At 68.4% G+C, this 26,279-nt stretch carries 21 protein-coding genes; 10 read left to right on the top strand and 11 right to left on the bottom strand.

Annotation, left to right across the window (positions count from 1 at the left end):
* Nucleotides 1–11: 11 nt before the first annotated feature.
* Nucleotides 12–692: a lipocalin family protein gene (locus BXA03_RS16280; RefSeq protein WP_076509691.1), complete on the bottom strand. Its 681-nt coding sequence runs from the start codon at nt 690–692 to the stop codon at nt 12–14.
* A gap of 129 nt (nt 693–821) precedes the next feature.
* Here BXA03_RS16280 and tal point away from each other — a divergent pair, with 129 nt between their 5' ends.
* The 3 genes from tal to BXA03_RS16265 all read left to right on the top strand — a co-directional run bounded on the left by tal (nt 822) and on the right by BXA03_RS16265 (nt 5,698).
* Nucleotides 822–1,775, top strand: a complete 954-nt coding sequence (gene tal / locus BXA03_RS16275; RefSeq protein WP_076509689.1) for a transaldolase — start codon at nt 822–824, stop codon at nt 1,773–1,775.
* On the top strand, nt 1,775–3,325 hold the full coding sequence (gene pgi, locus BXA03_RS16270) for a glucose-6-phosphate isomerase (RefSeq protein WP_076509687.1): 1,551 nt from the start codon (nt 1,775–1,777) through the stop codon (nt 3,323–3,325). Before tal ends, pgi begins: the two co-directional genes overlap by 1 nt.
* Before the next feature lie 135 nt (nt 3,326–3,460).
* Nucleotides 3,461–5,698, top strand: a complete 2,238-nt coding sequence (locus BXA03_RS16265; RefSeq protein ID WP_076509685.1) for an NADP-dependent isocitrate dehydrogenase — start codon at nt 3,461–3,463, stop codon at nt 5,696–5,698.
* A gap of 272 nt (nt 5,699–5,970) precedes the next feature.
* Here BXA03_RS16265 and groL read toward each other — a convergent pair whose 3' ends face one another.
* Both groL and groES read right to left on the bottom strand, forming a co-directional pair.
* Complete coding sequence (gene groL, locus BXA03_RS16260; RefSeq protein ID WP_043113290.1) at nt 5,971–7,611, bottom strand: chaperonin GroEL; 1,641 nt, start codon at nt 7,609–7,611, stop codon at nt 5,971–5,973.
* Between the two features lie 29 nt (nt 7,612–7,640).
* Nucleotides 7,641–7,931 carry a co-chaperone GroES gene (gene groES, locus BXA03_RS16255; protein WP_017757321.1) on the bottom strand — a complete coding sequence of 97 codons (291 nt, stop codon included), beginning with the start codon at nt 7,929–7,931 and terminating at the stop codon, nt 7,641–7,643.
* A 407-nt stretch (nt 7,932–8,338) separates the two neighbouring features.
* Between groES and BXA03_RS16250 the strand changes: the two genes are divergently transcribed.
* The 5 genes from BXA03_RS16250 (at nt 8,339) to BXA03_RS16235 (ending at nt 14,827) form a co-directional block, all read left to right on the top strand.
* The gene (locus BXA03_RS16250) at nt 8,339–8,725 is read left to right on the top strand and encodes a DUF4148 domain-containing protein (RefSeq protein ID WP_076509683.1); all 387 of its coding nucleotides are present in this window, start codon (nt 8,339–8,341) and stop codon (nt 8,723–8,725) included.
* 270 nt (nt 8,726–8,995) lie between these two features.
* Nucleotides 8,996–11,071, top strand: a complete 2,076-nt coding sequence (locus BXA03_RS16245; RefSeq protein ID WP_076509870.1) for a TonB-dependent siderophore receptor — start codon at nt 8,996–8,998, stop codon at nt 11,069–11,071.
* Between the two features lie 30 nt (nt 11,072–11,101).
* Complete coding sequence (locus BXA03_RS16240) at nt 11,102–12,313, top strand: PepSY-associated TM helix domain-containing protein (RefSeq protein WP_076509868.1); 1,212 nt, start codon at nt 11,102–11,104, stop codon at nt 12,311–12,313.
* A gap of 95 nt (nt 12,314–12,408) precedes the next feature.
* On the top strand, nt 12,409–12,561 hold the full coding sequence (locus tag BXA03_RS27030) for a hypothetical protein (RefSeq protein ID WP_200803388.1): 153 nt from the start codon (nt 12,409–12,411) through the stop codon (nt 12,559–12,561).
* 175 nt (nt 12,562–12,736) lie between these two features.
* On the top strand, nt 12,737–14,827 hold the full coding sequence (locus BXA03_RS16235) for a TonB-dependent receptor family protein (RefSeq protein ID WP_369822435.1): 2,091 nt from the start codon (nt 12,737–12,739) through the stop codon (nt 14,825–14,827).
* Between the two features lie 119 nt (nt 14,828–14,946).
* Here the strand turns inward: BXA03_RS16235 and BXA03_RS16230 are convergent, their stop codons facing one another.
* The gene (locus tag BXA03_RS16230) at nt 14,947–16,434 is read right to left on the bottom strand and encodes a nucleobase:cation symporter-2 family protein (protein WP_076509681.1); all 1,488 of its coding nucleotides are present in this window, start codon (nt 16,432–16,434) and stop codon (nt 14,947–14,949) included.
* Nucleotides 16,435–16,565: 131 nt separating this feature from the next.
* On the opposite strand from BXA03_RS16230, the gene BXA03_RS16225 reads away from it, so the two are divergent.
* Complete coding sequence (locus BXA03_RS16225; protein WP_083716124.1) at nt 16,566–17,468, top strand: LysR family transcriptional regulator; 903 nt, start codon at nt 16,566–16,568, stop codon at nt 17,466–17,468.
* A gap of 103 nt (nt 17,469–17,571) precedes the next feature.
* Here BXA03_RS16225 and BXA03_RS16220 read toward each other — a convergent pair whose 3' ends face one another.
* From BXA03_RS16220 to BXA03_RS16190, 7 genes are all read right to left on the bottom strand, one after another.
* Entirely contained in the window at nt 17,572–18,300 is a 729-nt protein-coding gene (locus tag BXA03_RS16220; RefSeq protein WP_076509679.1) for an ABC transporter ATP-binding protein, read from the bottom strand.
* Nucleotides 18,293–19,093: an ABC transporter ATP-binding protein gene (locus tag BXA03_RS16215; RefSeq protein ID WP_076509677.1), complete on the bottom strand. Its 801-nt coding sequence runs from the start codon at nt 19,091–19,093 to the stop codon at nt 18,293–18,295. Before BXA03_RS16215 ends, BXA03_RS16220 begins: the two co-directional genes overlap by 8 nt.
* Nucleotides 19,090–20,121 (bottom strand): branched-chain amino acid ABC transporter permease, encoded by a 1,032-nt coding sequence (locus BXA03_RS16210; RefSeq protein ID WP_083716123.1) that lies wholly within the window; start codon nt 20,119–20,121, stop codon nt 19,090–19,092. Before BXA03_RS16210 ends, BXA03_RS16215 begins: the two co-directional genes overlap by 4 nt.
* Entirely contained in the window at nt 20,118–20,981 is an 864-nt protein-coding gene (locus BXA03_RS16205; protein WP_076509675.1) for a branched-chain amino acid ABC transporter permease, read from the bottom strand. The genes BXA03_RS16210 and BXA03_RS16205 overlap by 4 nt, the downstream gene beginning before the upstream one ends.
* Nucleotides 20,982–21,015: 34 nt before the next feature.
* Complete coding sequence (locus BXA03_RS16200) at nt 21,016–22,206, bottom strand: ABC transporter substrate-binding protein (RefSeq protein ID WP_076509673.1); 1,191 nt, start codon at nt 22,204–22,206, stop codon at nt 21,016–21,018.
* 261 nt (nt 22,207–22,467) lie between these two features.
* Nucleotides 22,468–23,907 (bottom strand): glutamine synthetase family protein, encoded by a 1,440-nt coding sequence (locus BXA03_RS16195; RefSeq protein ID WP_076509671.1) that lies wholly within the window; start codon nt 23,905–23,907, stop codon nt 22,468–22,470.
* Between the two features lie 5 nt (nt 23,908–23,912).
* Nucleotides 23,913–25,253 (bottom strand): aromatic ring-hydroxylating dioxygenase subunit alpha, encoded by a 1,341-nt coding sequence (locus BXA03_RS16190; protein ID WP_076509669.1) that lies wholly within the window; start codon nt 25,251–25,253, stop codon nt 23,913–23,915.
* Nucleotides 25,254–25,536: 283 nt separating this feature from the next.
* Here BXA03_RS16190 and BXA03_RS16185 point away from each other — a divergent pair, with 283 nt between their 5' ends.
* Nucleotides 25,537–26,274, top strand: a complete 738-nt coding sequence (locus tag BXA03_RS16185) for a GntR family transcriptional regulator (protein ID WP_076509667.1) — start codon at nt 25,537–25,539, stop codon at nt 26,272–26,274.
* Nucleotides 26,275–26,279: the final 5 nt, after the last annotated feature.

Raw genomic sequence — 26,279 nt, 5'->3', positions numbered from 1 at the left:
CGGGCGCCCTCTCAGGCGGGCGAGTCCTGCGCGCCGCTGCGCACGACCTGGTCGATGTCGAAGCCCAACGTGCGCGCGTAATCCAGTTCGGTGGCCAAGCTGGCCTCGTCCAGATGCTGCACGCGCGAAAGCACCCAGAGGTAGTCGCGCTTGGGCGTGCCCACCAGCGCCACCTGGTAGTCGCGGTCGAGCTTGAGGATCCAGTAGTCGCCCCACACCAGAGGCAACCAGCGCAGCCAGGCGGGGGCGAAACTGACCGCCAGACGGCCAGCACCAGGAAGGCCCGCGACGCGCACGGCGTGGGCGATGCCCACCGACTCGTCCAGTTGTCCGTCCTGTCGGACGCATCGGTTGCGCACCTCGACCGTGCCGTCCGGCAACGGCGTGTATTCGGCCGATACCGCGCCGCCGCAGGCCTTCTCGAAACGGTTGGGCAGACGAGCCTGCTCGTACCAGACGCCGGCATAGCGCTTCAGGTCGACCGGCGCCACCACCTGCAGCGGCGCGCGCATCAGTGGCGCACCGTCGGCCGGCCCGGCAGGTGCCCGTTGGCGACGCGCCCACCGGATCCCCGCCATGGCAGCGATGCCACCAACGCAGAAGGCTGCGGCCAGCAATGCGATGCGGTGGCTGTTGGCGTGGTCGTCGTCGAGAGCCTGGGTCTCGCTGAGCTCGGGGTCGGTTCGGCGCATGGGATCTTCCGCTGAATGGATCAGAACATCTAGGACCTTAATTCCGGGCGCTTCAGCCGCCTGTCAGCCACCAGCCAAAAGCGACGTGCGCCCTCGAACGTGCCACAAGCGCGCGACATAATCGTTTGCATGAACCAACTCGACGCCCTCCGCCAATGGACCACCGTGGTCGCCGACACCGGTGACTTCCGCCAGCTCGCCCAGTTCAAGCCGCAGGACGCGACCACCAACCCCTCGCTGATCCTCAAGGCGGTGCAGAAGCCCGAGTACCGCCCGCTGCTCAACGAGGCCCTGTCGCGCCACGCCGGCCGGCCGCTGGACGAGATCGTCGACCGGCTCCTGGTGCGCTTTGGCTGCGAGATCCTGGCGCTGGTGCCGGGCCGGGTGTCCACCGAGGTGGATGCGCGGCTGTCCTTCGACACCACGGCCACCGTGGCCCGTGCGCTGCGACTGGTCGATCTGTACAAGGCCGAGGGCATCGACATCGAAAAGCGCCTGCTGATCAAGATCGCCGCCACCTGGGAAGGCATAGAGGCCGCGCGCGAACTGGAAGCCCGGGGCATCCACACCAACCTGACGCTGCTGTTCTCCTTCGCCCAGGCCGTGGCCTGCGGCGCGGCGGGCGTGAAGCTCATCTCGCCCTTCGTGGGCCGCATCTACGACTGGTACAAGAAGAGCGCCGGCAGCAGCTGGGAGGAGGCGGCCAGTTCCGGCGTCAACGATCCCGGCGTGAAGTCGGTGCGCCGCATCTTCGACTACTACAAGCGCCACGGCATCGCCACCGAGGTGATGGGCGCGAGCTTCCGCAACGTGGGCCAGATCGGTGCCCTGGCTGGCTGCGACCTGCTGACCATCAGCCCCGAGCTGCTGGCTGAACTCGCCGCCAGCGAAGCACCGCTGGCGCTGGCGCTGGATGCCGCCGCGGCACGTGACCGCGCCGACATCCCCAAGGTCACGCTCGACGAGCCGGCATTCCGCTTCGCGCTCAACGAGGACGCCATGGCCACCGAGAAGCTGGCCGAAGGCATCCGCGGCTTCGCCGCCGATGCCATTAAGCTCGACAAGCTGATGGGAGCCGCCTGATGCCCGTGCGCTGCGAACAGACCGCCGCCTGGGCCCGCCTGCAGCAGTTGGAGGCCGCTCGGCAGGGTTTCGACCTGCGGAAGGCCTTCGCCGGAGATGCCGGCCGCGCCGCCGGCCTGAGCCAGGAGGCGCCGTACGTCTTCGCCGACCTGTCCAAGAACCTGATCGACGCCGAAGTGGAGCAGGCCCTGCTGCAGCTGGCTGCCGACTGCGGCCTGGAAGCGAAGCGGGCCGCGCTCTTCGCCGGCGAGCCGATCAACAGCACCGAAGGCCGCGCCGTCATGCACTGGCTGCTGCGCACGCCCGCCGGTGCCTCGGGTCTGGCCCCGGCCGCCGCGGCCGAGCTGCCGGCGGTGCACCAGACGCTGGACGCCATGCTGGCCTACGCCGAGAAGGTGCGGGCCGACCACACCATCACCGACGTGGTCAACATCGGCATTGGCGGCTCGGACCTGGGTCCGCAGATGGCCGTGCTGGCGCTTGCCGAGCAGGTGGCGCCGGGCAAGCATTTCCACTTCGTCTCCAACGTGGACGGGCATGAGCTGGCCGGCGTGCTCAAGGGACTGGCGCCGGAGCACACGCTGTTCCTGATCGCTTCCAAGACCTTCACCACGGCCGAGACCATGGCCAACGCCCAGTCGGCCAAGCGCTGGTACGAGCAGTCTGGCGGCACCGACATCGCCGGCCACTTCGCCGCCCTTACCACCAACGTCGAGGCGGCGCGCGCCTTCGGCATCGACACCACCTTCGGCTTCTGGGACTGGGTGGGCGGCCGCTATTCGATGTGGTCGGCCATCGGCCTACCCGTTGCGCTGGCCGTGGGGGCCGAGGGCTTTCGCCGCCTGCTGGCGGGCGCCCATGCCATGGACGAGCATTTCCGTACCGCGCCGCTGGCCCACAACCTGCCGGTGCGCCTGGGCCTGCTGGACGTCTGGTACCGCAACTTCCTGGGCTACACCAGCCGCTGCATCGCGCCCTACCACAGTGCGCTGCGCCGGGTGCCGGCCTACCTGCAGCAGCTGGAGATGGAAAGCAACGGCAAGCAGGTCGACCTGGACGGCCGGCCGCTCGCCGTGGGCAGCTCGCCGGTGTTGTGGGGCGAGCCGGGCACCAACGGCCAGCACGCCTACTTCCAGATGCTGCACCAGGGCACGGACGTGGTGCCGCTCGAATTCGTGGCCGTGCGCCAGCCCGCGCATTCACTCGAAGGCCACCATGCCAAGCTGCTGGCCAACGCCCTCGCGCAGGCACAGGCACTGATGGTGGGCAAGGCCGACGCGGGTGGGCATCGCAACTTCCCCGGCAACCGGCCCAGCAGCTTCTTCGTGCTGGATGAACTCACGCCCGAATCGCTGGGCGCCTTCATCGCGATGTACGAGCACCGCGTGTTCGTCAGCGGGGCCATCTGGGGCATCAACAGCTTCGACCAGTGGGGCGTGGAGCTGGGCAAGGTATTGGCCAAGGACCTGGAGCCGCGCCTCGCCAGCGGCGACGGGCAGGGGCTGGATGCCTCCACCGCCCAGTTGCTGGGCCGGCTGAAACAGGGCTGATCCCGCTGCTTTCCCCACTGTCGGCCCGGGCCTTGCGTCCGGGCCGATGTCCGTCTGGCGACGCCGCGTCGATCGGAGCGAAAATGCCCGGCGGACCCGATTCCGACCATCTTCTCCCAAGGACTTCCCAGCGCCATGAGCACGACGTCTCCGACCATCATCTACACCCTGACCGACGAAGCGCCCGCGCTCGCCACCGCCTCGTTCCTGCCCATCGTCCGCACCTTCGCGCAGGCCGCGGGCGTCAACGTCCAGACCAGCGACATCTCGGTGGCCGGCCGCATCCTCGGCCAGTTCCCGGAGTGCCTGACCGAAGAGCAGCGCGTGCCGGACAACCTCGCCGCGCTCGGCAAGCTCACGCTCAAGCCCGAAGCCAACATCATCAAGCTGCCCAACATCAGTGCGTCGGTGGCCCAGCTCAAGGCTGCCATCAAGGAACTGCAGGACAAGGGCTACAAGATCCCCGACTTCCCCGAGAACCCGCAGACCGACGAAGAGAAGGACATCCGCGCGCGCTACAACAAGTGCACCGGCTCGGCCGTCAACCCCGTGCTGCGCGAAGGCAACTCCGACCGCCGCGCGCCCAAGGCCGTCAAGGAATACGCCCGCAAGAACCCGCACAGCATGGCGCCCTGGAGCCAGGCCTCGCGCTCGCACGTGTCGCACATGCACGCTGGCGACTTCTACCACGGCGAAAAGTCGATGACGCTGGACCGCGCCCGTGACGTCAAGATGGAGCTGATCACCAAGAGTGGCAAGACCATCGTGCTCAAGCCCAAGGTCTCGCTGCTCGACCGCGAGGTGATCGACTCGATGTTCATGAGCAAGAAGGCCCTGCTGGCCTTCTACGAGAAGGAGATCGAGGACGCCCGCGAGACCGGCGTGATGTTCTCGCTGCACGTCAAGGCCACCATGATGAAGGTCTCGCACCCCATCGTGTTCGGCCACTGCGTGAAGATCTTCTACAAGGACGCCTTCGAGAAGCACGGCAAGCTCTTCGACGAGCTGGGCGTGAACGTCAACAACGGCATGGTCGACCTGTACAACAAGATCGCCACGCTGCCCACCGCCAAGCAGGACGAGATCAAGCGCGACCTGCATGCCTGCCACGAGCACCGGCCCGAGCTGGCCATGGTGGACTCGGCCAAGGGCATCACCAACTTCCACTCGCCCAACGACATCATCGTGGATGCGTCCATGCCCGCGATGATCCGCAACGGCGGCAAGATGTGGGACGCCAACGGTCGCCTGAAGGACGTCAAGGCCGTGATGCCGGAGTCGACCTTCGCCCGCATCTATCAGGAGATCATCAACTTCTGCAAGTGGCACGGCGCCTTCGACCCCAAGACCATGGGCACGGTGCCCAACGTCGGCCTGATGGCCCAGCAGGCCGAAGAATATGGCTCGCACGACAAGACCTTCGAGATTCCTGAAGACGGCGTCGCCAACATCACCGACCTCAACACGGGCGAAGTGCTGATGAGCCAGGACGTGGAGCAGGGCGACATCTGGCGCATGTGCCAGGTCAAGGACGCCGCCATCCGCGACTGGGTCAAGCTGGCCGTCACCCGCGCTCGCAATTCCGGCATGCCCGTGGTCTTCTGGCTGGACCAGTACCGCCCGCACGAGGCGCAGCTGATCACCAAGGTCAAGATGTACCTGCATGAGCACAACACCACCGGCCTGGACATCCAGATCATGAGCCAGGTGCGCGCCATGCGTTACACGCTGGAGCGCGTGATCCGCGGCCTGGACACCATCAGCGCGACCGGCAACATCCTGCGCGACTACCTGACCGACCTGTTCCCGATCATGGAGCTGGGCACCTCGGCCAAGATGCTGTCGATCGTGCCGCTGATGGCCGGCGGCGGCATGTACGAGACGGGCGCTGGCGGCTCGGCACCGAAGCATGTGCAGCAGCTGGTGGAAGAGAACCACCTGCGCTGGGATTCGCTGGGCGAGTTCCTGGCCCTGGCCGTGAGCCTGGAAGAGCTGGGCATCAAGAACAGCAATGCCAAGGCCAAGGTGCTGGCCAAGGCGCTGGACACCGCCACCGGCAAGCTGCTGGACAACAACAAGGGCCCGAGCCCCAAAACCGGCCAGCTGGACAACCGCGGCAGCCACTTCTACATCGCGCTGTACTGGGCCCAGGCCCTGGCCGAGCAGACCGAGGACGCCGAGCTGGGCGCCAAGTTCAAGCCCCTGGCCCAGAAGCTGGCCGCCGACGAGCAGAAGATCGTCGCCGAACTGGCCGAGGTGCAGGGCAAGCCGGCCGACATCGGCGGCTACTACAAGACGGACCCGGCCAAGACCGATGCCGTGATGCGTCCCAGCAAGACCTTCAACGAGGACCTGGCCAGCGTCGCTGCCTGATCGGGTTTCCGGGCCGCCGTGCAGCCCCGGCCCATCAACGAGAAAGCCGTCGCATGCGACGGCTTTTTTCTTGGCCCCGGACGCAAGCTGAGGCCGAGGGCGGGGCGGCGCAGCACGCCCGCCAATCCGGAGGGTGCCGCGCTAAGCGCGCACCCGCCCCGCCGAAGCAGCGCGCAGGCGGGGCACCCATGAAAAAAGCCGGGCTTCGCCCGGCTTTTTGATCTGACTTGAACAGAACCAAATCGAGCGCGCAGCAGCGCGCTCGATTTGAATTACATGTCCATGCCGCCCATGCCACCCATGCCACCAGGCATGGCGGGCGCTGCGGACTCGTCCTTCGGCGCTTCGGCGACCATGCACTCGGTCGTCAGCAGCAGGGCAGCCACGGAGGCGGCGTTCTGCAGGGCGGTGCGGGTCACCTTGGTCGGGTCCAGGATGCCCATCTCGATCATGTCGCCATAGGTGTCGTTGGCGGCGTTGAAGCCGTAGTTGCCCTTGCCTTGCAGCACGGCGTTCACGACCACGCTCGGCTCGCCACCGGCGTTGGCGACGATCTCGCGCAGGGGCGCTTCGATGGCCTTCAGGATCAGCTTGATGCCGGCGTCCTGGTCGGCGTTGTCGCCCTTGATGTCGCCCACGGCTTGCTTGGCGCGCAGCAGGGCCACGCCACCACCGGCCACCACGCCTTCTTCCACCGCGGCACGCGTGGCGTGCAGGGCGTCTTCAACGCGGGCCTTCTTTTCCTTCATCTCGACTTCGGTGGCAGCGCCAACCTTGATCACGGCCACGCCGCCGGCCAGCTTGGCCACGCGCTCTTGCAGCTTCTCGCGGTCGTAGTCGCTGGTGGCTTCTTCGATCTGGATGCGGATCTGCTTGACGCGGGCTTCGATGTCGGCAGCGGCACCGGCGCCATCGATGATGGTGGTGTTTTCCTTGCCCACTTCGATGCGCTTGGCCTGGCCCAGGTCGGCCAGCGTCACCTTCTCGAGCGACAGGCCCACTTCTTCGGCGATGACCTTGCCGCCGGTCAGGATGGCGATGTCTTCCAGCATGGCCTTGCGGCGGTCGCCGAAGCCAGGTGCCTTGACGGCCACGACCTTCAGGATGCCGCGGATGGTGTTGACCACCAGCGTCGCCAGCGCTTCGCCGTCGACTTCTTCGGCAATGATCAGCAGCGGACGGCCGGCCTTGGCCACGGCTTCCAGCGTGGGCAGCAGGTCACGGATGTTGCTGATCTTCTTGTCGAACAGCAGGACAAACGGGTTGTCCAGCAGCGCGGCCTGCTTCTCGGGGTTGTTGATGAAGTAGGGCGACAGGTAGCCGCGGTCGAACTGCATGCCTTCGACGACGTCCAGCTCGTTGGCCAGGCTCTTGCCGTCTTCGACGGTGATCACGCCTTCCTTGCCGACCTTGTCCATCGCGTCAGCGATGATCTGGCCGACGTCGGTGTCGCTGTTGGCCGAGATGGAGCCGACCTGGGCGATTTCCTTGGAGGTCGTGGTGGCCTTGCTGGACTTCTTCAGCGCTTCGACCAGGGCGGCGACCGCCTTGTCGATGCCGCGCTTCAGGTCCATCGGGTTCAGGCCGGCGGCCACGTACTTGGAGCCTTCGCGCACGATGGCCTGGGCCAGCACGGTGGCGGTGGTGGTGCCGTCACCGGCGTTGTCGCTGGTCTTGGAGGCCACTTCCTTCACGAGCTGGGCGCCCATGTTCTGCAGCTTGTCCTTCAGCTCGATTTCCTTGGCCACGGACACGCCGTCCTTGGTCACGGTGGGGGCGCCGAAGGAGCGCTCGAGCACCACGTTGCGGCCCTTGGGGCCCAGGGTCACCTTGACGGCGTTGGCGAGGATGTTCACGCCTTCGACCATGCGTGCGCGGGCGTCGCCGCCGAAGACTACGTCTTTTGCTGCCATTTTGTGTTTCTCCTAGATCCGGGGATTGATTACTTCTCGACGACCGCGAACAGGTCATCTTCCTTCATGACCAGCAGCTCTTCGCCATCGACCTTGACGGTCTGGCCGGAGTACTTGCCGAACAGCACGCGGTCGCCGACCTTGATGTTCAGGACGACGAAGTCGCCCTTGTCGTTGCGCTTGCCGGGGCCGACGGCCAGGACTTCACCCTGGTCCGGCTTCTCGGCGGCGTTGTCGGGGATCACGATGCCCGAGGCGGTCTTGGTTTCGCTTTCAACGCGCTTGACGATCACGCGATCGTGCAGAGGACGAAGTTTCATTGGGAATCTCCTGGAAGAGGGACGGAATGAGGGTTGTGCGACAGGGCGACGAGGCCCCGCCATCCACTTGACGCCGGTGCTGTTAGCACTCACCGCCAGCGAGTGCTAATCATAAGGATTTTTGGCGGCGTTTCAACTGGGTCCGGGACTACAGCGCATCAGGACAAGGGCCGGCAGGGCGGCGCTTGACAAGTCGGTGCGAACAATCGCCGTCATAAATCTCATTGATTGTTTGCGAAATGGAAACGCCTTGGCCGCGGACATGCAGGCAGTGAAGCGGCTTTCCGGCCGCATCATTCATTTCACGGCGCCGATGAACCCCAGCGCCGCCACCGCCCGGCGACGACGTGTCGCACCGGCAGGCTCTCCACGGGTGACCCATCCTCGCTAAAGAAAAGGACTCCATCATGACCAAGACTTCCAAGACCTTCGCTGCTGCCGCGCTCGCCCTGTTCGCCGCGGCGGGCGCCGTCCACGCCGAGGAATACGACGGCGTGCTCCAGTTCAACTCGACGCTCAGCCGCGCTGAAGTCCAGGCCCAGGCCGTTGCGGCCGCCCACGGCCCTGATCTTTACGCCGAAGGCGCGCTGGCGCACACCACGCCGGTGATGACTTCGCCGCGCCTGCGCGCGTCGGTGCAGGCGGAAGCCGTGGCAGCTGCCCATGCGCCCGACCAGAACGTGAAGGTCGGCTCGCGCGGCGATCAGCGCTTCTTTGCCGGCATTGCCCCCAGCACTGTCGTGGGCGGCACCACCTGGGCCATCGGCCACAGCAGCGTCCAGGGCGCCGAATAAGACAAACGCAGGGAAAAGCCGGGCACCGAGCCGGCTCGGACGACAGGCGCCTGCGGGCGCCTTTTTTTTGCGGCACGTGCCGGAGAAGGAGGAGGCAGGGCAGCACGAGAGTGTCAAAACATGACTGCAAGCTGAATGATGAACATAGAATAGGAATTGTTCTCAACTTCATTCTTCATTGGACGTTTGCTGCCCATGTCGTTGTCTGCATCCGCACCGCCCGTCCCCTCCGCCACGTCGCTGCCGCTGCCCCTGGCTTTGAGCCTGCTGATGGGCGCCTGCGTTCTTCCCGCTGGCGCACAGCCGGCGGTCGCTGACGCGAAGGCCGGTGCTGCGGCGGCCGGTGGCACGCTGCCCGCCGTGCAGGTGAGTGCCGATCCCGTCGCGGAAACCGCGACGTCGCCAGTGATCGGCTACCGGGCCACACGTACCGCCACGGCCACCAAGACGGATACGCCGCTGGCCGAGACGCCCCAGTCGGTGACCATCGTCACCCGTGACCAGATCGTCGACCAGGGCGCGACCAGCGTGCAGGACGCGCTGGGTTACGCCGCCGGCGTGCGCTCGGACGCCTACGGGCTGGATTCGCGGACCGATTCCGTGCGCGTGCGGGGTGCCTACCCGGATGTCTACCTCGACGGCCTCAAGCAGGCCTACGGCTACTACACCAGCACCACCCGCACCGATCCCTACACGCTCGAACGGCTGGAAGTGCTGCGTGGGCCTTCCGGAATGCTCTTCGGCGCCGGCACCGCGGCGGGCGTGGTCAACATGGTCAGCAAGCGGCCGCTGTTCGAAACACAGCGCGAGGTGGGCGTGCAGCTGGGCAGCTGGAACCGCCGCCAGCTGCAGGCCGACCTCACCGGCCCATTGAATGACGAAGGCACGCTGGCCTACCGCCTGATCGCTGTGGCCCGCAAGGCCGACACCCAGGTCGACCATGTGCCGGACGACCGGAAACTGCTCGCGCCCTCGCTCACCTGGCGGCCCACGGGCATGACCTCGCTCACGCTGCAGGGCCTGTGGCAGCAGGACAAGACCGGCAGTTCGTCGCAGTTCTTCCCTTGGCAGGGCACGATCCTGCCCAACCCCAACGGCCGCCTGCCCACCGACCGTTTCATCGGCGAGCCTGGCGACGGCTACGACAGCGCGCGCCGCACCTTTGGATGGCAGTTCGAGCATCGCTTCAACGACCGGTGGGCCGTTCGTCAGAACTTCCGCGTGGCGCGCAACGTGAACGACGCGCACTACACCTACGGCGACTTCTTCAGCATCACTGGCGGCTGGGGCGCGGACCCGATCGGCCAGCGTCGGCTGGGCCGCTACACCGACAGCAGCCTCACCCGCAACCAGATCGCCAACCTCGACAACCATGTCGAAGGCCGCTTCTCCACCGGCGCACTGCAGCACACGCTGCTGCTGGGTGCCGACTTTTCCCGCCAGCACGAGCGCGTGTGGCTGGGCACGAGCTACAGCACCATCGACGCCTATGCGCCGGTTTACGGCAATGTGCAGTCACCCCTGCGGGCGCCGCTGCCGCGCACCGAGCAGCGGCAGTCCGGCGTCTATGTGCAGGACCAGATGAAGCTCGGCCGCTGGACCTTCGTGGCGGGCCTGCGTCACGACAGCACCCGCAGCCAATCCGACGGCAGCGAGGCACGGCGCGACTCGGCCAATACCCGGCGCTTCGGTCTGCTCTACGGCTTCGACTCCGGCTGGGCGCCGTACCTGAGCTATGCCGAATCCTTCACGCCGCAGTCGCCGCGCCTGGGCCAGACCTTCAGGCCCCTGCGGGGCGAGCAATGGGAGGCCGGTGTGCGCTACGAGCCGCCGGGCCGGGCACTGGCCTTCAGCGCCGCCGTCTACGACCTGAAGGAAAAGAACCAGATCGTCCAGACCCTGCCGAGCGTCTTCGACCAGCTGGGTGCCACCCGCACGCGCGGCGTCGAGCTGGAGGCCAAGGGCTCGGTGACGCGCGACCTGGATGTCGTCGCGCACTACAACTACACCGACCTCGATCCGCAGCTGGAGGGCCTGCCACGCCACCAGGCCAGCGTCTGGGCCAAGTACCGCTTCGCCATCGCCGGCAAGCCCGGCTTCTCGGCCGGCGCAGGCGTGCGCTACATGGGCAGCTTCCGCGACACCTCCGGCGGAGGCGCCGGGCCGCAGATCCCGTCGGTGGCACTGCTCGACCTGGTCTTCGCCTACGAGACCGACCAGTGGCGCTACGCCCTCAACGTGAACAACGCGACCGACAAGGTGTACTTCAGCACCTGCCTGGCGCGTGGCGACTGCTGGTGGGGTGCCCGCCGCAACATCGTGGCCAGCGCCACCTACCGCTTCTGATCGACCCCACCGGAACCGCACGACATGCGCATGGACAGCAAGACCATCAAGACCTGGGCCTGGGTGCACAAGTGGAGCAGCCTCGTCTGTACGGCGTTCATGCTCCTCCTGTGCCTCACGGGTCTGCCGCTGATCTTCCACCACGAGATCGGCCATCTGCTCGGCACCGAGGTGGAGGCGCCCAAGATGCCCGCCGACACACCGCGCGTGAGCCTGGACCGGGCGCTCGACGTGGCCCGCGCCCAGCATCCGGACCGGGTGGTGCAGTTCGCCTCGCACGACGAGGAGAGCGAGGACATCTGGTTCGTCACCCTCACGCCCACGCCCGCACCCACCGACGACTTCCGTTCCGTGGCGGTGGATGCGCGCACCGGCCAGATCCTGGCCCAGCCGCGTTTCGACCAGGGCTTCATGTGGATCATGTTCAAGCTCCACGTGGACCTGTTCGCGGGGCTCGCGGGCAAGCTCTTCCTGGGACTGATGGGCCTGCTGCTGCTGGTCGCGCTGGTCAGCGGCACGGTGCTGTACGCGCCCTTCATGCGCAAGCTCGAATTCGGTACCGTGCGGCGCGACAGACGGCCGCGCGCCAAATGGCTGGACCTGCACAACCTGCTGGGGATCGTCACGCTCACCTGGGCCTTCGTGGTGGGCGCCACCGGCATGATCAACACCTGGGCCGACCTGGTGATCAAGTACTGGCAGCACGACCAGCTGAGCGCGCTGCTGGCGCCCTACCAGGGGCAGCCGCTGGTGCCGGTGGCCGAGCGCGCGCCGCTGCAGCGGGCGCTGGAGGCCGCCAAGGCCCAGGCGCCGGACAAGCGCCTGTCGTTCATCGCCTTTCCGGGCACCGCGTTCTCCAGCCCGCACCACACCACCTTCTTCCTGCGCGGGCAGGAACCGCTCACCTCGCGACTGCTGCAGCCGGTGCTGGTGGATGCACGCACGGCCGAGGTGACGGCCGCGCCCAGGCTACCCTGGTACGTGACGGCCCTGCTGGTGTCGCAGCCGCTGCACTTCGGCGACTACGGCGGCATGCCGATGCAGATCCTGTGGGCGCTGCTCGACATCGCAACCATCATCGTGCTGGGCAGCGGGCTGTACCTGTGGCTGCGCAAGGGCGATCCGGCGCATGTGCACCGGCCACAAGGCAAGGCGGGCGCCGCCTCGGCCGGGACTGAGCGTCCCGCGCCCCTGCAGCCGCAGCCCGTGAAGGCGCGCACGCGCCTGGAGTCATCGCAATGAGTGCCCGTCCGGCGGATGCCACGGGGCATCGTGGGGCGAGCGTCGCTGATGGCGCCCGAATAAATCCCGGCCCCGATCGTCGACCCCGGGGCGGCATGTGGGGCTGGCCGCTCGTCTTCGGCATCTCGACCGCCATCGGCCTGGTCTCTTCGCTGTTCAGCGATGGCGGCTTCGGCGACTGGCTGGGCTGGCTGACCCTGGGTGCGCCGGTGGTCGCCTGTCTCTGGTGGGGCTGGCTGCGGCGCTGAGTCGTCTCGATCAGCCCGCGCACGAGGTGGTTGCGGCCGCGCCACCCTCGTGTGTGCCATTGCGCCACGAGGTCGTCGAGGCACGGCAATAGGCGCCTGCACCGACGCGGTCGGGCGTCGGCCTCCCGCAGAATGCCCGCCCATGAACACATGGCGCATGGCGAAGACGGTGGGGATGGTGGTGGCGACGGCCCAGACAGGTGTGGCCGGCGCCCAGGTGTCGGTGGCCGGACAGCTGCCCGAGGTGACGGTGAGCACACCCGGCGGGCCGCAGCCAGTCTTTGCCGTGCCGGGATCGGTGGATCGTGTCGAGGGCGCGGCCCTGCGCGACAACCGCCTGGGCGTGCAATTGAGCGAAGGCCTGGGCGCCGTGCCCGGCCTGCAGATCCGCGACCGGCAGAACTTCGCGCAGGATCTGCAACTGTCCATCCGGGGCTTCGGCGCCCGCTCCACCTTCGGCGTGCGCGGCGTGCGGCTGTATGTGGACGGCATTCCCGCCACGCTGCCCGACGGGCAGGGCCAGACCTCCAACATCGACATTGCCTCGCTGGAGCGCATCGACGTGCTGCGCGGGCCTTTCTCTGCCCTGTACGGCAATTCCTCCGGCGGCGTGGTGCAGGCCTTCACGGCACCGGGTGAGGCGCCGGCCAGCCTGTCGTACAGCGTCGCCGGCGGCAGCAACGGCACCTGGCGCACGGGCCTGGTCGGCAGCGGCAAGCAGGGCGCCGTCGACTGGCGGCTGAGCGCGAGCCGCTATTCGACCGACGGCTGGCGCGCGCATTCGGCCGCGCAACGCGACCTGGTCAACGGCCGCGTGGGCATCGACCTCGACCAGGGCGGCAAGCTCACGCTGGTGTTCAACCGCGTCACGCTCGATGCGCAGGATCCGCTGGGGCTCACGGCGCAGCAGTTCGCCACCGCGCCGCGCAGCGCCGACGTGGCGACGCAGTACGACACCCGCAAGACCGTGACCCAGAGCCAGGCCGGCGTCGTGTTCGAGCAGCCGCTGGGCGCGCAGCAGTCGCTGCGGTTCATGCTCTACGGCGGCGAGCGCGGCACCACGCAGTACCAGGCGATCCCGCCCTCGGCGCAGCAGAACCCGCGCCATGCGGGCGGCGTCATCGACCTGGACCGCCACTACGCCGGTGCGGACCTGCGCTGGAGCGGCAAGTTCGACCTGGCTGGACGTCCCTTCGAGCTGGTCGCCGGCCTGGGCTACGACAGCCTGCGCGAATGGCGCCGCGGCTACGAGAACTACCTGGGCAGCCCCGCGCAGCCCCTGCTGGGTGTGCAGGGCCGACTGCGCCGCAACGAGCGCAACGAGGTCTTCAACGTCGATCCCTACGCGCAGGCCACCTGGCGCTTCGCGCCCGACTGGTCGGCCGAATTCGGCGTGCGTCGCAGCCGGGTGCATTTCGATTCGCAGGACCGCTACATCACGGCGGCCAATGGCGACGACAGCGGCACTGCCACCTACAGCCGCACGCTGCCCGTGGCCTCGCTGCGCTGGACGCCGATGCGCGACCTGGCGCTGTATGTGTCCGCTGGCCGCGGCTTCGAGACACCGACGCTCAATGAGCTCTCGTACCGGTCGGATGGGGTGGGCGGCCTCAACTTCGGTCTGCGTCCGTCGGTGAGCGACAACGTCGAGCTGGGCGCCAAGGCCCGGCTGGCCGGTGGCATGCTCACGGCGGCGCTGTTCCAGACGCGGACCCAGGACGAGATCGTCACCGACACCAACGTCGGCGGCCGCTCCACCTTCCGCAACGCTGGCCGCACCGAGCGCAAGGGCGTGGAAGTCGGCTGGCAGCACGAGACCGAGGACCACTGGCGCACGCAGGTGGCCTACACCTGGCTCGACGCGCGCTACCAGGACGCCTTCTGCACGCCCTCTCCCTGCAGCGCCGCCAACCTCGTGCCAGCTGGCCGTCGCCTGCCCGGCGTGGCCAGCCAGTCGCTGTATGCGGCCTACGGCTGGATGCCGCCGCAGGGCTGGCGCGCCGGGGCCGAGTTGCGCGCGGTGGCCAAGGTCTGGGCCAACGACCTGAACACCGCCCGGGCGCCGGGCTATGCGGTGGCGGCCATCCACGCGGGCTACGTGCTCAAGCTGGGTCGCTGGGACCTGAATGCCTTCGCCCGCATCGACAACCTGTTCGACCGGCGCTATGCGGGATCGGTGATCGTCAACGAGGGCAATGCGCGCTATTTCGAGCCGGCGCCGGGGCGGACGTGGACGGTGGGGATGGGCGGGACGTACAGCTTTTGACGCGGCGGTTCACGCAGCGCTTCGGCAGGAGCGCCGCAGCCGATCTGCCCGCAAAAAAAGAAAGCCGCCGGGGCGACCCGGCGGCTTTCTTCATCAGGAGCGCAGGGAAGGACGTCCGCTCAGTGCGCCTCCGCCTGCCGCGCCGCCGCGATGCTCGCCGCTTCGTCATGCCGCGCGCCGTTCAGGAACAGGTTCAGCACCACCGCCGTGATCGAGGTCAGCAGGATGCCCGACTCGATCAGCGGGTGGATGCCGTGCGGCATCCATTGCTTGAAGTTGGGCGCCAGCAGCGGAATCATGCCGATGCCGATGGAGACGGCCACGATCATCGCGTTGTGGCGGTTGGTCTTGAAGTCCACGCCGCTCAGGATGCGGATGCCGGTGGCCAGCACCATGCCGAACATCACCAGGCCCGCGCCGCCCAGCACCACCGTGGGAAGCGACTCCACCAGCGCCGCCATCTTGGGCAGCAGGCCCAGCACGATCAGGATCACGCCGCCGGCCACGCAGACGAAGCGGCTCTTCACGCCCGTCACGGCCACCAGGCCCACGTTCTGCGAGAAGCTGGTGTAGGGGAAGGTGTTGAAGATGCCGCCGATCAGCGTGCCCAGGCCGTCGGTGCGCAGGCCGCGCGCCAGGTCCTGCTGGCCCACCTGGCGGTCGGTCATCTCGCCCAGTGCGAGGAACATACCGGTCGACTCGATCATCACCACGATCATCACCAGCGTCATGGTGAAGATCAGCACCGGGTCGAAGATGGGCATGCCGAAGTGGAAGGGCAGCACCACGTCCACCCAGGCGGCCTTGGCCACCTTGTCGAAAGTCATCAGGCCCATGGCCGCCGCCGCGATGGCACCGATGACGATGCCCAGCAGCACCGAGATGTTGGCCACGAAGCCCTTGGCGAACTTCACGATGAGCAGGATGGACACCAGCACCAGCGCCGAGATGCCCACGCCGGACAGGTCCGCGTACTTGGGGTTGGGCACCGTGGGCATCAGCGCGATGCCCTTGGGCGCGGGTGGCAGCGAGGAGCCGGGCGACGTGACATCGGCCAGCCACTTGGCATAGGCCGGGTCCACCACCGCCGGGGCCGTCGGGCCCACCGGGTTGCCGAAGATCCAGTTGATGCCCACGCGCATCAGCGTGATGCCGATGACCGCGATGATGGTGCCGGTCACCACCGGCGGAAAGAAGCGCAGCATGCGGCTGACCAGCGGCGCGATCAGGATCGAGACGATGCCCGCCCCGATGATCGAGCCGAAGAGCAGCTGCGCCCCGGCCTGGCCCGGGTTGCCGTTGGCGATGGCTACCATCGGCGCCACCGAGGCGAAGGTCACGCCCATCATCACCGGCAGGCGGATGCCGAACCACTGCGTGGCGCCCAATGCCTGGATCAGCGTGACCAGGCCGCAGCAGAACAGGTCGGCCGAGATCAGCAGCGCCACCTCCTGAGGGCTGAGCTTGAGCGCACGGCCCACGATCAGCGGCACGGCGACGGCGCCGGCGTACATCACCAGCACATGCTGCAGGCCCAGCGCGGCCAGCTTGCCACTGGGCAGTTTCTGGTCGACAGGGTGGACGGACAACGAAGCAGACGAACTCATGGGCACGGACTCCTCGCCCTCAACGTGGGGGCTGGCGCGAAGCATAGAGAAAGCCAAAAATCGTCAAAGACGGTCAATCCGATAATTCAATCGCGTCTGCCGATCAATAGGCACGGAAAGGGCGGTTTCCCTTGGCAATCAAGTCTTCCTTGCCGGAGCTCAGGGTTTTCCTGGCTGTGGCTGAAAGCGGTCACTTCACGCGTGCGGCGGAGCGCCTGGGCATGTCGCAGTCCTCGCTCAGCGCGGCGCTGGGCAAGCTGGAGCGGGAACTGGGCGCGCGCCTGTTCGACCGCCACACGCGCGCCTGCCGCATGACCGATGCCGGCGCCGCGCTGCTGCCGGCCGCGCGCCGGCTGGTGGCCGACTGGGACCACCTGGTGGCCGATGCGCAGGACTTCGGCCGCTTCGCCCGCGGCCGGGTGGCGGTGGCGGCGCCCAACGCGCAATGCGCGCTGCTGCTGCCGCCGGTGATCCGCGCCTTCGGCGAGTCGCACCCCGGCGTGCGGGTGGTGCTGCATGACGTGCCCGAGCACGAGGTGCACGCGCTGGTGCGTAGCGGTGCGGCCGATCTGGGCATCGCCACGCAGACCGATGCCCGCACCGACCTGGTGGCCTCGCCCCTGCAGTCGGACGAGTTCGTCGCGGTGATGGCGCCCGACCATCCGCTGGCCGCGCGCCGATCGCTGGAGTGGTCGCAGCTGGCGCGGTCGCCGGTGATCGGCTACCTGCCGGGCAACCCGGTGCGCACGCTGCTGGAGGAGAAGCTGGCCGCGCGCGGCATCGCGCTGGACTATGCCTTCGAGATCGCGCTGCCCTGGACCATGATGGGCCTGGCGCGTGAAGGCCTGGGCGTGGCCGTGGTGACGATGGCGCTGCGGCCGCTGGCGCACTGGCATGGGCTGGAGGTGCGCACCGTGGGCCGGCCGCAGGTGGCGCGCATGCTCACGCTGCTGAGGGCGCCGGCCCATTCGCCATCGCCGGCGGTGGCGGCCTTCCGCGAGCAGCTGATGGCGGCGACGGGGGCGCGGCTCTGAGGTGCCGGCCGAGCCTGTCGACGCTTGGAGCAAGCCCTTCGACAAGCTCAGGGCGAACGGGGTGGCCGACTGCCTTTGCGCCCCTGCTCGGCCGCTGCCATGTTCAGGCGCCCTCGGCAGCGATGCCCACGCCCAACAGCCCTTCCAGCAGCGCCGCATCCTGTGCCAGTGCGGCGCTGGGCCCGGCGTGGACCACGGTGCCGCGCTCCAGCACGATGGCCTCGTGCGTCATCTCCAGCGCCAGCACCGGATGCTGTTCCACCACCACCGACGCCAGGCCTTCGCCTTCGCACAGCTGGCGGATGGCGGCGGCCAGCTCTTCCACCACGATGGGCGCCAGGCCTTCCATCGGTTCGTCCAGCAGCAGCAGCGACGGGTTGGTCATCAGCGCCCGGCCGATGGCGAGCATCTGCTGCTCGCCGCCGGAGAGCTGATGACCCTGGTTGCCGCGCCGCTCGCGCAGGCGCGGGAAGAGGCCGTAGACGCGCGCCAGCGTCCAGGCGCCAGGCCGCGCGATCACGCGCAGGTTCTCCTCGACGGTGAGCGAGGGGAAGACCTCGCGTTCCTGCGGCACCCAGCCCAGGCCGGCGCGGGCGCGGCGGTGAGGCGCCCAGTGCGTGATGTCCTGGCCCTGCCAGCGGATCACGCCGCGCGTCACGCGCGTGTGGCCCATCAGCGTCTCCAGCAGCGTGGTCTTGCCCACGCCGTTGCGGCCCAGGATCGCCAGGCTGCGCCCGGATGCGAGCGAAAAGCTCAGCCGGTCGAGCACCACCGCCTGGCCGTAGCCGGCGACCACACCATCGAATTCGAGTTGCGGCGCCGCGTCAGCCATGGACGGCCTCCGGCGCGTGCTGCGCGACGGGCAGCCGCGCGTGGGTCCGGCCAAGGTACACCTCGCGCACCCGCGGGTCGGCGGCGATCTCGGCGGGGCTGCCTTCGGTCAGCAATTGGCCGGCCACCAGCACCGAGATGCGGCGGGCGAAGCGGAAGACGAGTTGCATGTCGTGTTCGATGAACAGCACCGCCACGTCGGCGGGCAGGGCGGCGACGGCGTCGAAGATCTCGCCGCTCTCGTCCTTGGGCACGCCGGCGGCGGGCTCGTCCAGCAGCAGCACGCGCGGGCGCGTGGCCATGGCCAGCGCGATCTCCAGCAGGCGCTGCTTGCCGTAGGCGAGTTCGGCCACCGGCACATGGGCCAGGTTGCCCAGCCGCAGCAGGGCCAGCAGGCGCTCGGCTTCGTCGTGCAGCGGCCGGTAGCGGGCGACGGGCTTCCACCACACGGCGCCGATGCGTTCGCGCTCGGCAAGGGCCAGCAGCACCGATTCCATCGGCGTCAGCCGCGGGAAGAGGGCGTTGATCTGGAAGGTGCGCGCCAGCCCGCGGCGCACCCGCGCATCGGCCGACCAGGCGGTCACGTCCTGCCCGTCCAGCTGTACCCGGCCCTGTGAAGGCCTGAGCACGCCGGTCAGCAGGTTGATGAGCGTGGTCTTGCCGGCACCGTTGGGGCCGATCAGCGCATGCCGGTCGCCGGCGGCCAGCGACAGGTTCACACCGGACACGGCCTGGAAGGCGCCGAAGCGGACGCCGAGGTTGTCGGTGTGGAGCAGCAATGGGGCTGCGCTCATACCGCTTCTCCTGCTTGCTTGCGACGCCCTTGCGTCAGCCGCGCCAACAGCCCCATCAGTCCCCCGCGCCCCACCAGCACGGCGCCGATCAGGAATAGCCCCAGCCAGAACATCCAGTACTGCGGATTCATGTCCGCGAAGCGGTCATGCACCAGCATGTAGACCACCGCGCCCAGCATGCCGCCGTACAGCCGCCCGGTGCCGCCCAGCACCAGGATGATCAGCACCTCGGCCGAGCGGTTGAAGCCGATGGACTCGATGCCCACGAACTGCGTGGTCTGTGCCAGCAGGGCACCGGCGATGGCCGCCACGCCGGCCGAGAAGGCATAGGCCATGCGCAGCCGCGCATCCACCGGCGTGCCCAGCGCCAGCATGCGCTTGCGGTTGTCGTGAATGCCCCGCAGCGCCATGCCAAAGGGCGAGCGCAGCACCCGCCGCACCACCAGGAAGACGCCCAGCACCACCACGAAGCTGTAGATGAAGGCCGTGCGGCCGAAGAAGTCGAACTCGAAACGGCCCAGCAGCGGCGACACCGCCATCCCTTGCAGGCCGTCGGTGCCGCCGGTGATGGCCGACAGGCGATTGGCCAGCTCGTACAGCAGCACGCAGACGGCGATGGTGATCATGAGCCGCGCCAGGTCGGTGCCGCGCACCACCAGCCAGCTCAGCAGCCAGCCCAGCGCCAGGCCGACGGCCAGGGCCGCGGCCAGTCCGCTGATCGGCTCGCCCCAGCCATGCTTGGCCAGCAGGCCGGCCGCGTAGGCGCCGGCGCCGAAGAAGGCCGCATGGCCCACCGTGAGGATGCCCGCGTAGCCCAGCGCCATGTCCAGCGACACGGCGAAGAGGCCGAAGATCAGCACCTGGCTCATCAGCGTGAGCTGCTCGGGCATGAGGAAGAAGCTGCTGGCCAGCGCAGCCCAGAAGGCGACTTCGGCGGCGATCTGGCGGCGCTGCGTCTTCACCACCGGATGCGCCCCGCCCGAAGGATGTCCGGCTTGCAGGCCGGTTGTGCGTGCGGTGCCGCTCATGCCGTCACTCCCTTGCGCACCACCAGGCCGTGCGGGCGCAGCAGCAGCATCACGATCATCACGCCATAGATCAGGAAGGCGCCGGTCTGCGGCAGGTAGTACTTGCCGGCCACGTCCACGATGCCCACCAGCAATGCGGCGGCGAAGGGGCCGGTGATGGTGCCGGCGCCGCCCACGCACACCACCAGCAGGAAGTACACGAGGTACTTCAGCGCGAAGCCAGGCTCCAGGCCCAGCACGCCCAGGCTCAACGCGCCGCCCAGGCCGGCCAGGCCGCAGCCCAGCGAGAAGGTCAGCAGAAAGAGCCGCTGCACATGGATGCCGGTGCCGGCCGCCACGCGCTGGTTGTCCACCGCCGCGCGCACCATGGCGCCGTAGCGGGTGCGGCCCAGCGCCAGCAGCAACGCGGCCAGCACAGACAGGCCGCAGCCGATGAGGAAGAGGCGATAGCGGCCCAGCCCCACGCCCGCCACCTCGACCTGGCCCTGCAGCCAAGCAGGCAGGGTGAAGGGCTGCAGCGTGGGCCCGAAGAACCAGGTGAAGGCCGCGATGGAGACGAATACCAGGCCGATGGACAGCAGCACCTGGTCCAGCGGATGCGCGCGGTAGAGCCGCCGGTACAGCAGCCGCTCCAGCACCGCGCCCAGCAGCGCCGAGGCCACGAAGGCCGCCAGCAGCGCCAGGCCGAAGCCCACGCCGTGGGCATTCATCAGCACCGCCGCCGCATAGCCGCCGGCCATGGCGAAGCTGCCGTGGGCCAGGTTGACGAAGTTCATCAGCCCCATGGTCACGGACAACCCCACCGCCATCAGGAAGAGGAGCATGCCGTAGGCCACCCCGTCGAAAAGCACGACCGCCATCTGTCGCCGTTCCTCCGCGCGCCGCCGGCCCGCCTTACCTGGCTTCCTTGGCCGGGTCCTTCACGCGGTCGAACTTGTCGAACTCCACGTTGACCAGCTGGCCGTCCTTGGTCTTCTCGACCTTGCGGATGTAGACCGTCTGCACGATGTCGCGCGTGGCCGGGTCGATCTCGATCGGGCCGCGGGGGCTTTCGAAGGCGACGCCCTTGAGCGCGTCCATCACCTTGTCGCCCGAGGCCTCGGCACCGGCCTTCCTGTAGGCCAGCTCGATGGCGGTCATGGCGTCGTAGGCGGTGATGGCGAAGTAGCTCGGGCGCAGCTGGGTGCCGAACTCGGCCACGAAGTCCTTCACGAACTTCTCGTTCTTGGCCGACTTGTGGGCGTACGAGTAGTGGTGCGCCGTCACCAGGCCCAGGGCCACGTCGCCGGTGGCCTGCAGGTAGCTGTCGTCGGTGGCTTCGCCGGTGGCGTAGAGCTTGATGCCGGCTTCTTCCATGCCGCGCTCCTTCCAGACCTTGAGGAAGGCCGGCGGCATCACGCCCGAGGGAAAGAAGAAGAATACGGCCTGCGGCTTGGCGTCCTTGATGCGCTGCACATAGGCCGAGAAGTCGGGGTTGTTCATGGGTGTGCGCACCTCGCCCACCACCTTGCCGCCGCCTTCGGTGAAGGCCTTCTTGAAGGCCGTCTCGGCATCGGTGCCCGAGGCGTAGTCGGCCACCACGGTGTAGGCCTCCTTGACGCCGTTCCTGAGCATCCAGCGGGCCATGGGGTCGGCCATCTGCTGCACGGTGAAGGAGACGCGCGCCACATAGGGCGAACTGGTGGTGATGCCGGACGAGGCGGCATTCATGACCACCACCGGCACCTTGGCCTGGGCCGCCACGGCGCCCACGGCATAGGCGTTGGGGCTGAAGTCCAGGCCGGTGAGCACGCTGACCTTGTCGCGCACGATCAGCTCCTGCGCGATGCGCTTGGCGGCATCGGGCGCGGGGCCGGCCGTGTCCTTCTTGACGATCTCCACCGTCCGCCCGGCGATCTTGCCGCCATGTTCCTTGAGATAGAGCGCCACCCCGGCATCGAACTGGCGGCCGTAGTCGGCATAGGGCCCCGAGTAGGTGGCGATCAGCCCGATGCGCAGCGGCTCCGCCGCCTGCGCGGCAGCGCCCATCAGGCCCAGGCAGGCAACGGCAATCGCGCCCAGGGCGCTTCTCTTGGTGACGGTCATCGCAGGTTCCTCGTGATTACAGAAAGGCAGAAAGCAAAGTGCAGGCCGAAGCTCATGCTGCCGGTGACGTCCCCGGAGCAATGCCGGCCAGTGAATCAAAGCCCGTTCGGGCTGAGCCTGTCGAAGCCTGGGCATGTGCGTGTCCAAGCCCTTCGACAAGCTCAGGGCGAACGGGCTCACTGATCGGCGCTGTTCTGAGTGGTGGCGGCGCGGCGAAGTGAGCGAGCGAGTCGGGGTCAACGCTTCAAGCGGTGGCGGCTGTCAGTACATGTCGAAGTATTCGCGGTGCTCCCACTCGCTCACCTCCAGGTTGAACCGCGCGATCTCGGCCTGCTTGATGTGGCAGTAGTAGTCCACGAAGGTGCGGCCGAAGCGCTCGACCAGCACTTCGTCGGCCTGCAGCGCGGCCAGCGCATCGCCCAGCGAGCGGGGCAGCGGCTCGGCCGGCGTCTCGTAGGGGGCGTCGGCGCTGGGGCCGGGGTCGAGGCGGCGGATCATGCCATCGAGGCCGGCGTGGATCTGCGAGGCCAGGTACAGGTAGGGATTGGCCGCGGGCTCGCCCACGCGGTTCTCGATGCGGGTGCCGGCATCGCCCGGGCCGCCCAGCACGCGCAGCATGGCGCCGCGGTTGTCGCGCGCCCAGATGGCACGGTCGGGCGCCAGCGAGAAGGGCCGGTAGCGCCGGTAACCGTTGATGGTGGGGCAGGCCAGCACCGAGGCGCCCACCGCGTGGGTCTTGAGACCGGCCAGCCAGTGCAGTCCCAGCGGGCTCAGGTCGCCCGCGCCGTCCTCCGGGATGAAGGCGTTGGCGCCATCGCCGCGCCGCCGCAGCGACTGGTGCAGGTGCCAGCCGCTGGACATCACGTTCGGGATCTTCGGCCGGCACATGAAGGTGGCGTGCCAGCCCTGCCGCTGGCAGATCTGCTTGATGGCGCTGCGCAGCAGCACCATGGTGTCGGCTGGCGTGAGGCCCACGGTGGGGCCGAAGGTGAGCTCGAACTGGCTGGGGCCGAACTCGATTTCCAGCGAGCGCAGCGGCAGACCCAGCGCGATAAGCTGGTCGTGCAGCACCTGCATCACGGCGTCGACGCGGTCGTAGCGCAGCTCGGTGAGGTACTGGTGGCCGTGCGACAGCAGCGACACGCGCGGCGGCTCGCCGGGCTGGCCCGAGTCGGCCAGGCCCATGCGCGCATCGTCGAGCTGGAAGACGTGGAACTCCACCTCCAGCCCGGCGACGAAGTCCAGGCCCTCGCGGCCCAGCTCGTCCACCGCCTTCTGCAGGATGCGCCGCGTGGCGAAGGGGCAGGGGCTGCCGTCGGCCATGTAGGCATCGCACAGCACCCAGCCGGTCTTCTTGGCCCAGGGCAGGATGCGGAAGGTGCCCGGGTCGGCCACCAGCGTGAAGTCGGCGCCGCCCTGCAGGCCGGGCAGTGCGAAGCCGCCGCCGGCGCTGAAGACCGGGAACACCGTCTTGTGCGAGGTGTCCTTGGCCAGCAGGGTGGTGGTGAGGTTGACGCCGCCGCGCAGCGCGCTGCGCGCTTCGCTGGCGACCAGGGTCTTGCCGCGCAGCAGGCCGTGCTGGTCGGGCCAGGCGAAGCGCACCACGTCCACCTCGCCGCTGGCCAGGCGCCGGTCCAGCTCGGCGGCCTGGCGGGCCTGCTCGTCGGTCCACAGGCCGTGGCGGTCCACGAAGCTCGCCATGGCGCTCAGCCCGCCTCGCCCGTGGTCAGCCGGGCGGCGGCCCAGCTGCTCTTGAGGCGGCGCTCGCGGTCGGCCTCGCGCCAGTAGGCGTCGTTGTCGCTGCCGCGGTCGTTCACGCCGTCGATGGAAGGCGGGCCGCTGAAGGCGGCGGCCTGATCGGCGCCGATGAGCAGCGGCGCCTCGCGCTCGCCGCGCTGGACACTCTCGATGGCGCGCACCAGCATGCGGCGGAAGGTGATGATGCCCTTGTCGGTGGCGCCCAGGTGCTCGCGGGTGCGGTCCTGGATGGGGCCCTGCGATTCGCAGGCCCACTGGTCGTGCACGTTGATGTCCATGCCCATGCCGGTGAAGGTCTGGCTGGCCTGCTCCTGCACGTCGTAGCCGTACTGGTTGGACTTGTTGCGCCGCGAGACGTAGTCGGGCAGCTCGATGGTGGCCAGGCGCTGGTCGCGCATCTGCTGCTTGTCCACCGGGCCGGTGAAGCTGGTGAAGATGGCGTACCAGTAGGTGTGGGTGTCGTCCACCGGCACATGCCACTGGGTGATGGTCATCTCTGCGCTCATCGGAATGACGAAGGCCTGCGGGAACATCACATTGGTCACGCGCACGTGGGTGGCCTTTTCATCGAGCTTGCGCAGCGTGGTGAGGCGCATGCCGTATTCGGTGGGCTCGACGGCGATTTCGGGGCGGTCGTATTCGCGCAGCACACGGGTGATGGGCAGGTCGGAGTCGGCCGAGGCGCCGCGGAACTGCTTGCCGTAGCTCTCGGAGGTGTCCTCGTCCTCGAAGAAGCGGTGCAGGAAGGAGGCATGGGCCGGGTCCATGCCCACCTCCAGCGCCTGCAGCCAGTTGCATTCCCACAGCCCCTTGAAGGCGAAGGTGTGCGTGCCGGGTGCGACGAAGCAGTCGAACTCCGGAAAGGCCGGCGGCTCGCCGGGGCCGATGTACGCGAAGACGATGCCCGAGCGCTCCACCACCGGGTAGGCGCCCTGTTGGATGCGCGTGCACATCTTGCTGCCCACGGGCTCGGCGGGCGTTTCCAGGCACTGGCCGGTGGCGTCGAAGAGCCAGCCGTGGAAGGGGCAGCGCAGGCCGCCGTCCTCCAGCCGGCCGAAAGCGAGGTCGGCGCCGCGGTGCGGACAGTCGCGGTCGAGCAGGCCCAGGCGGCCGGTCTCGTCGCGGAACAGCACGAAGTCCTGGCCCGTCAGCTTGACGGCCTTGAGCGGGCGCGGGCCGTCCAGCTCTTCCAGCAGCGCGACGGGCTGCCAGTAGCGCCGCAGCAGTTCGCCCGCCGGCTTGCCGGGGGCGACGCGGGTCATGAAGTCGTTCTGTTCCTGGGTGATCATGGGCTACTCCAATCGAAGGTCTGCACTTCGTTGTATGCAATTGCATGCAGTGTTAGGCCGATCCTTGTGTTCCGTCAATGGCGGGTGTCCGGCCCGACTGCAAGATGCCGGACCATTTTTCCCTTTGTTGGTGAGGATGGAGCGAGGGAATGCACCAGCGCCGGGCATCGCTGCCGTCGCCGAGGCGATCCTCGTTCTGCATGCAACTTGCGAGCCAAGGTGCGCCCTGGGCATGCCGCTGCACGCCGGCGCCTAGAATCCGTCGCAGCTTCGGAACTGCGCCATGGACTCCCAACAATCACGCGTGCTCGTCCAACTCCGGGACATGATCCTCAAGGGCGAATTCGGCCCGGGCGAGCGCCTGGCGGAGATCCCGCTCTCGGAGCGCCTCGGCGCCTCGCGCACGCCGGTTCGGCTGGCGCTGGCGAGCCTGGAGCATGAAGGGCTGATCGAGCCCTCGCCCTCGGGCGGCTACCAGATGCGGGCCTTCACCTCGCGCGAGATCGCCGACGCCATCCGCGTGCGCGGCGTGATCGAGGGCTTCGCGGCCCGCCTGCTGGCGGAGGACGGCGCCTCGCGCCAGTTGCTGCGCCAGCTGCACGACTGCCTCGACGAGGGCGACCGCGCCGTCAACAAGCCCACCATGGAGCTGGACGACTACGCCGCCTATGTGGAGATGAACGACCGCTTCCACCGCCTGATCCTCGAAGGCTGCGGCAATGCGGCTGTGCTGCGCACGCTGGAGATGCTGGCCAGCCAGCCCTTTGCCGCGCCCAGCGCCATGCTTCCCATGCAGTCGTCGATGGAAGAAGGCCAGCAGTGGATGCGCCAGGCCCACCGCACCCACCATGCTCTCGTGCAGGCCATCGAGCGCGGCCAGGGCTCGCGCGCCCAGGCGCTGGGCGAGGAGCATGTGGAGATCGCCCGCATGAACCTGGACTACGCACTGGAGCGGCCCGACCTCGCCGCGCAGCTGATGCCGGGCATGCGCCTCGTGGCCGGCAGCCGCGGCCGGGGCTGAAGACC

It is taken from the genome of Pseudacidovorax sp. RU35E (assembly GCF_900156165.1).
Classification (GTDB): Bacteria; Pseudomonadota; Gammaproteobacteria; order Burkholderiales; family Burkholderiaceae_C; genus Xenophilus.
The sequence above is the reverse complement of the archived record's forward strand: the minus strand, read 5'-3'. Positions and strand labels throughout refer to the sequence as shown.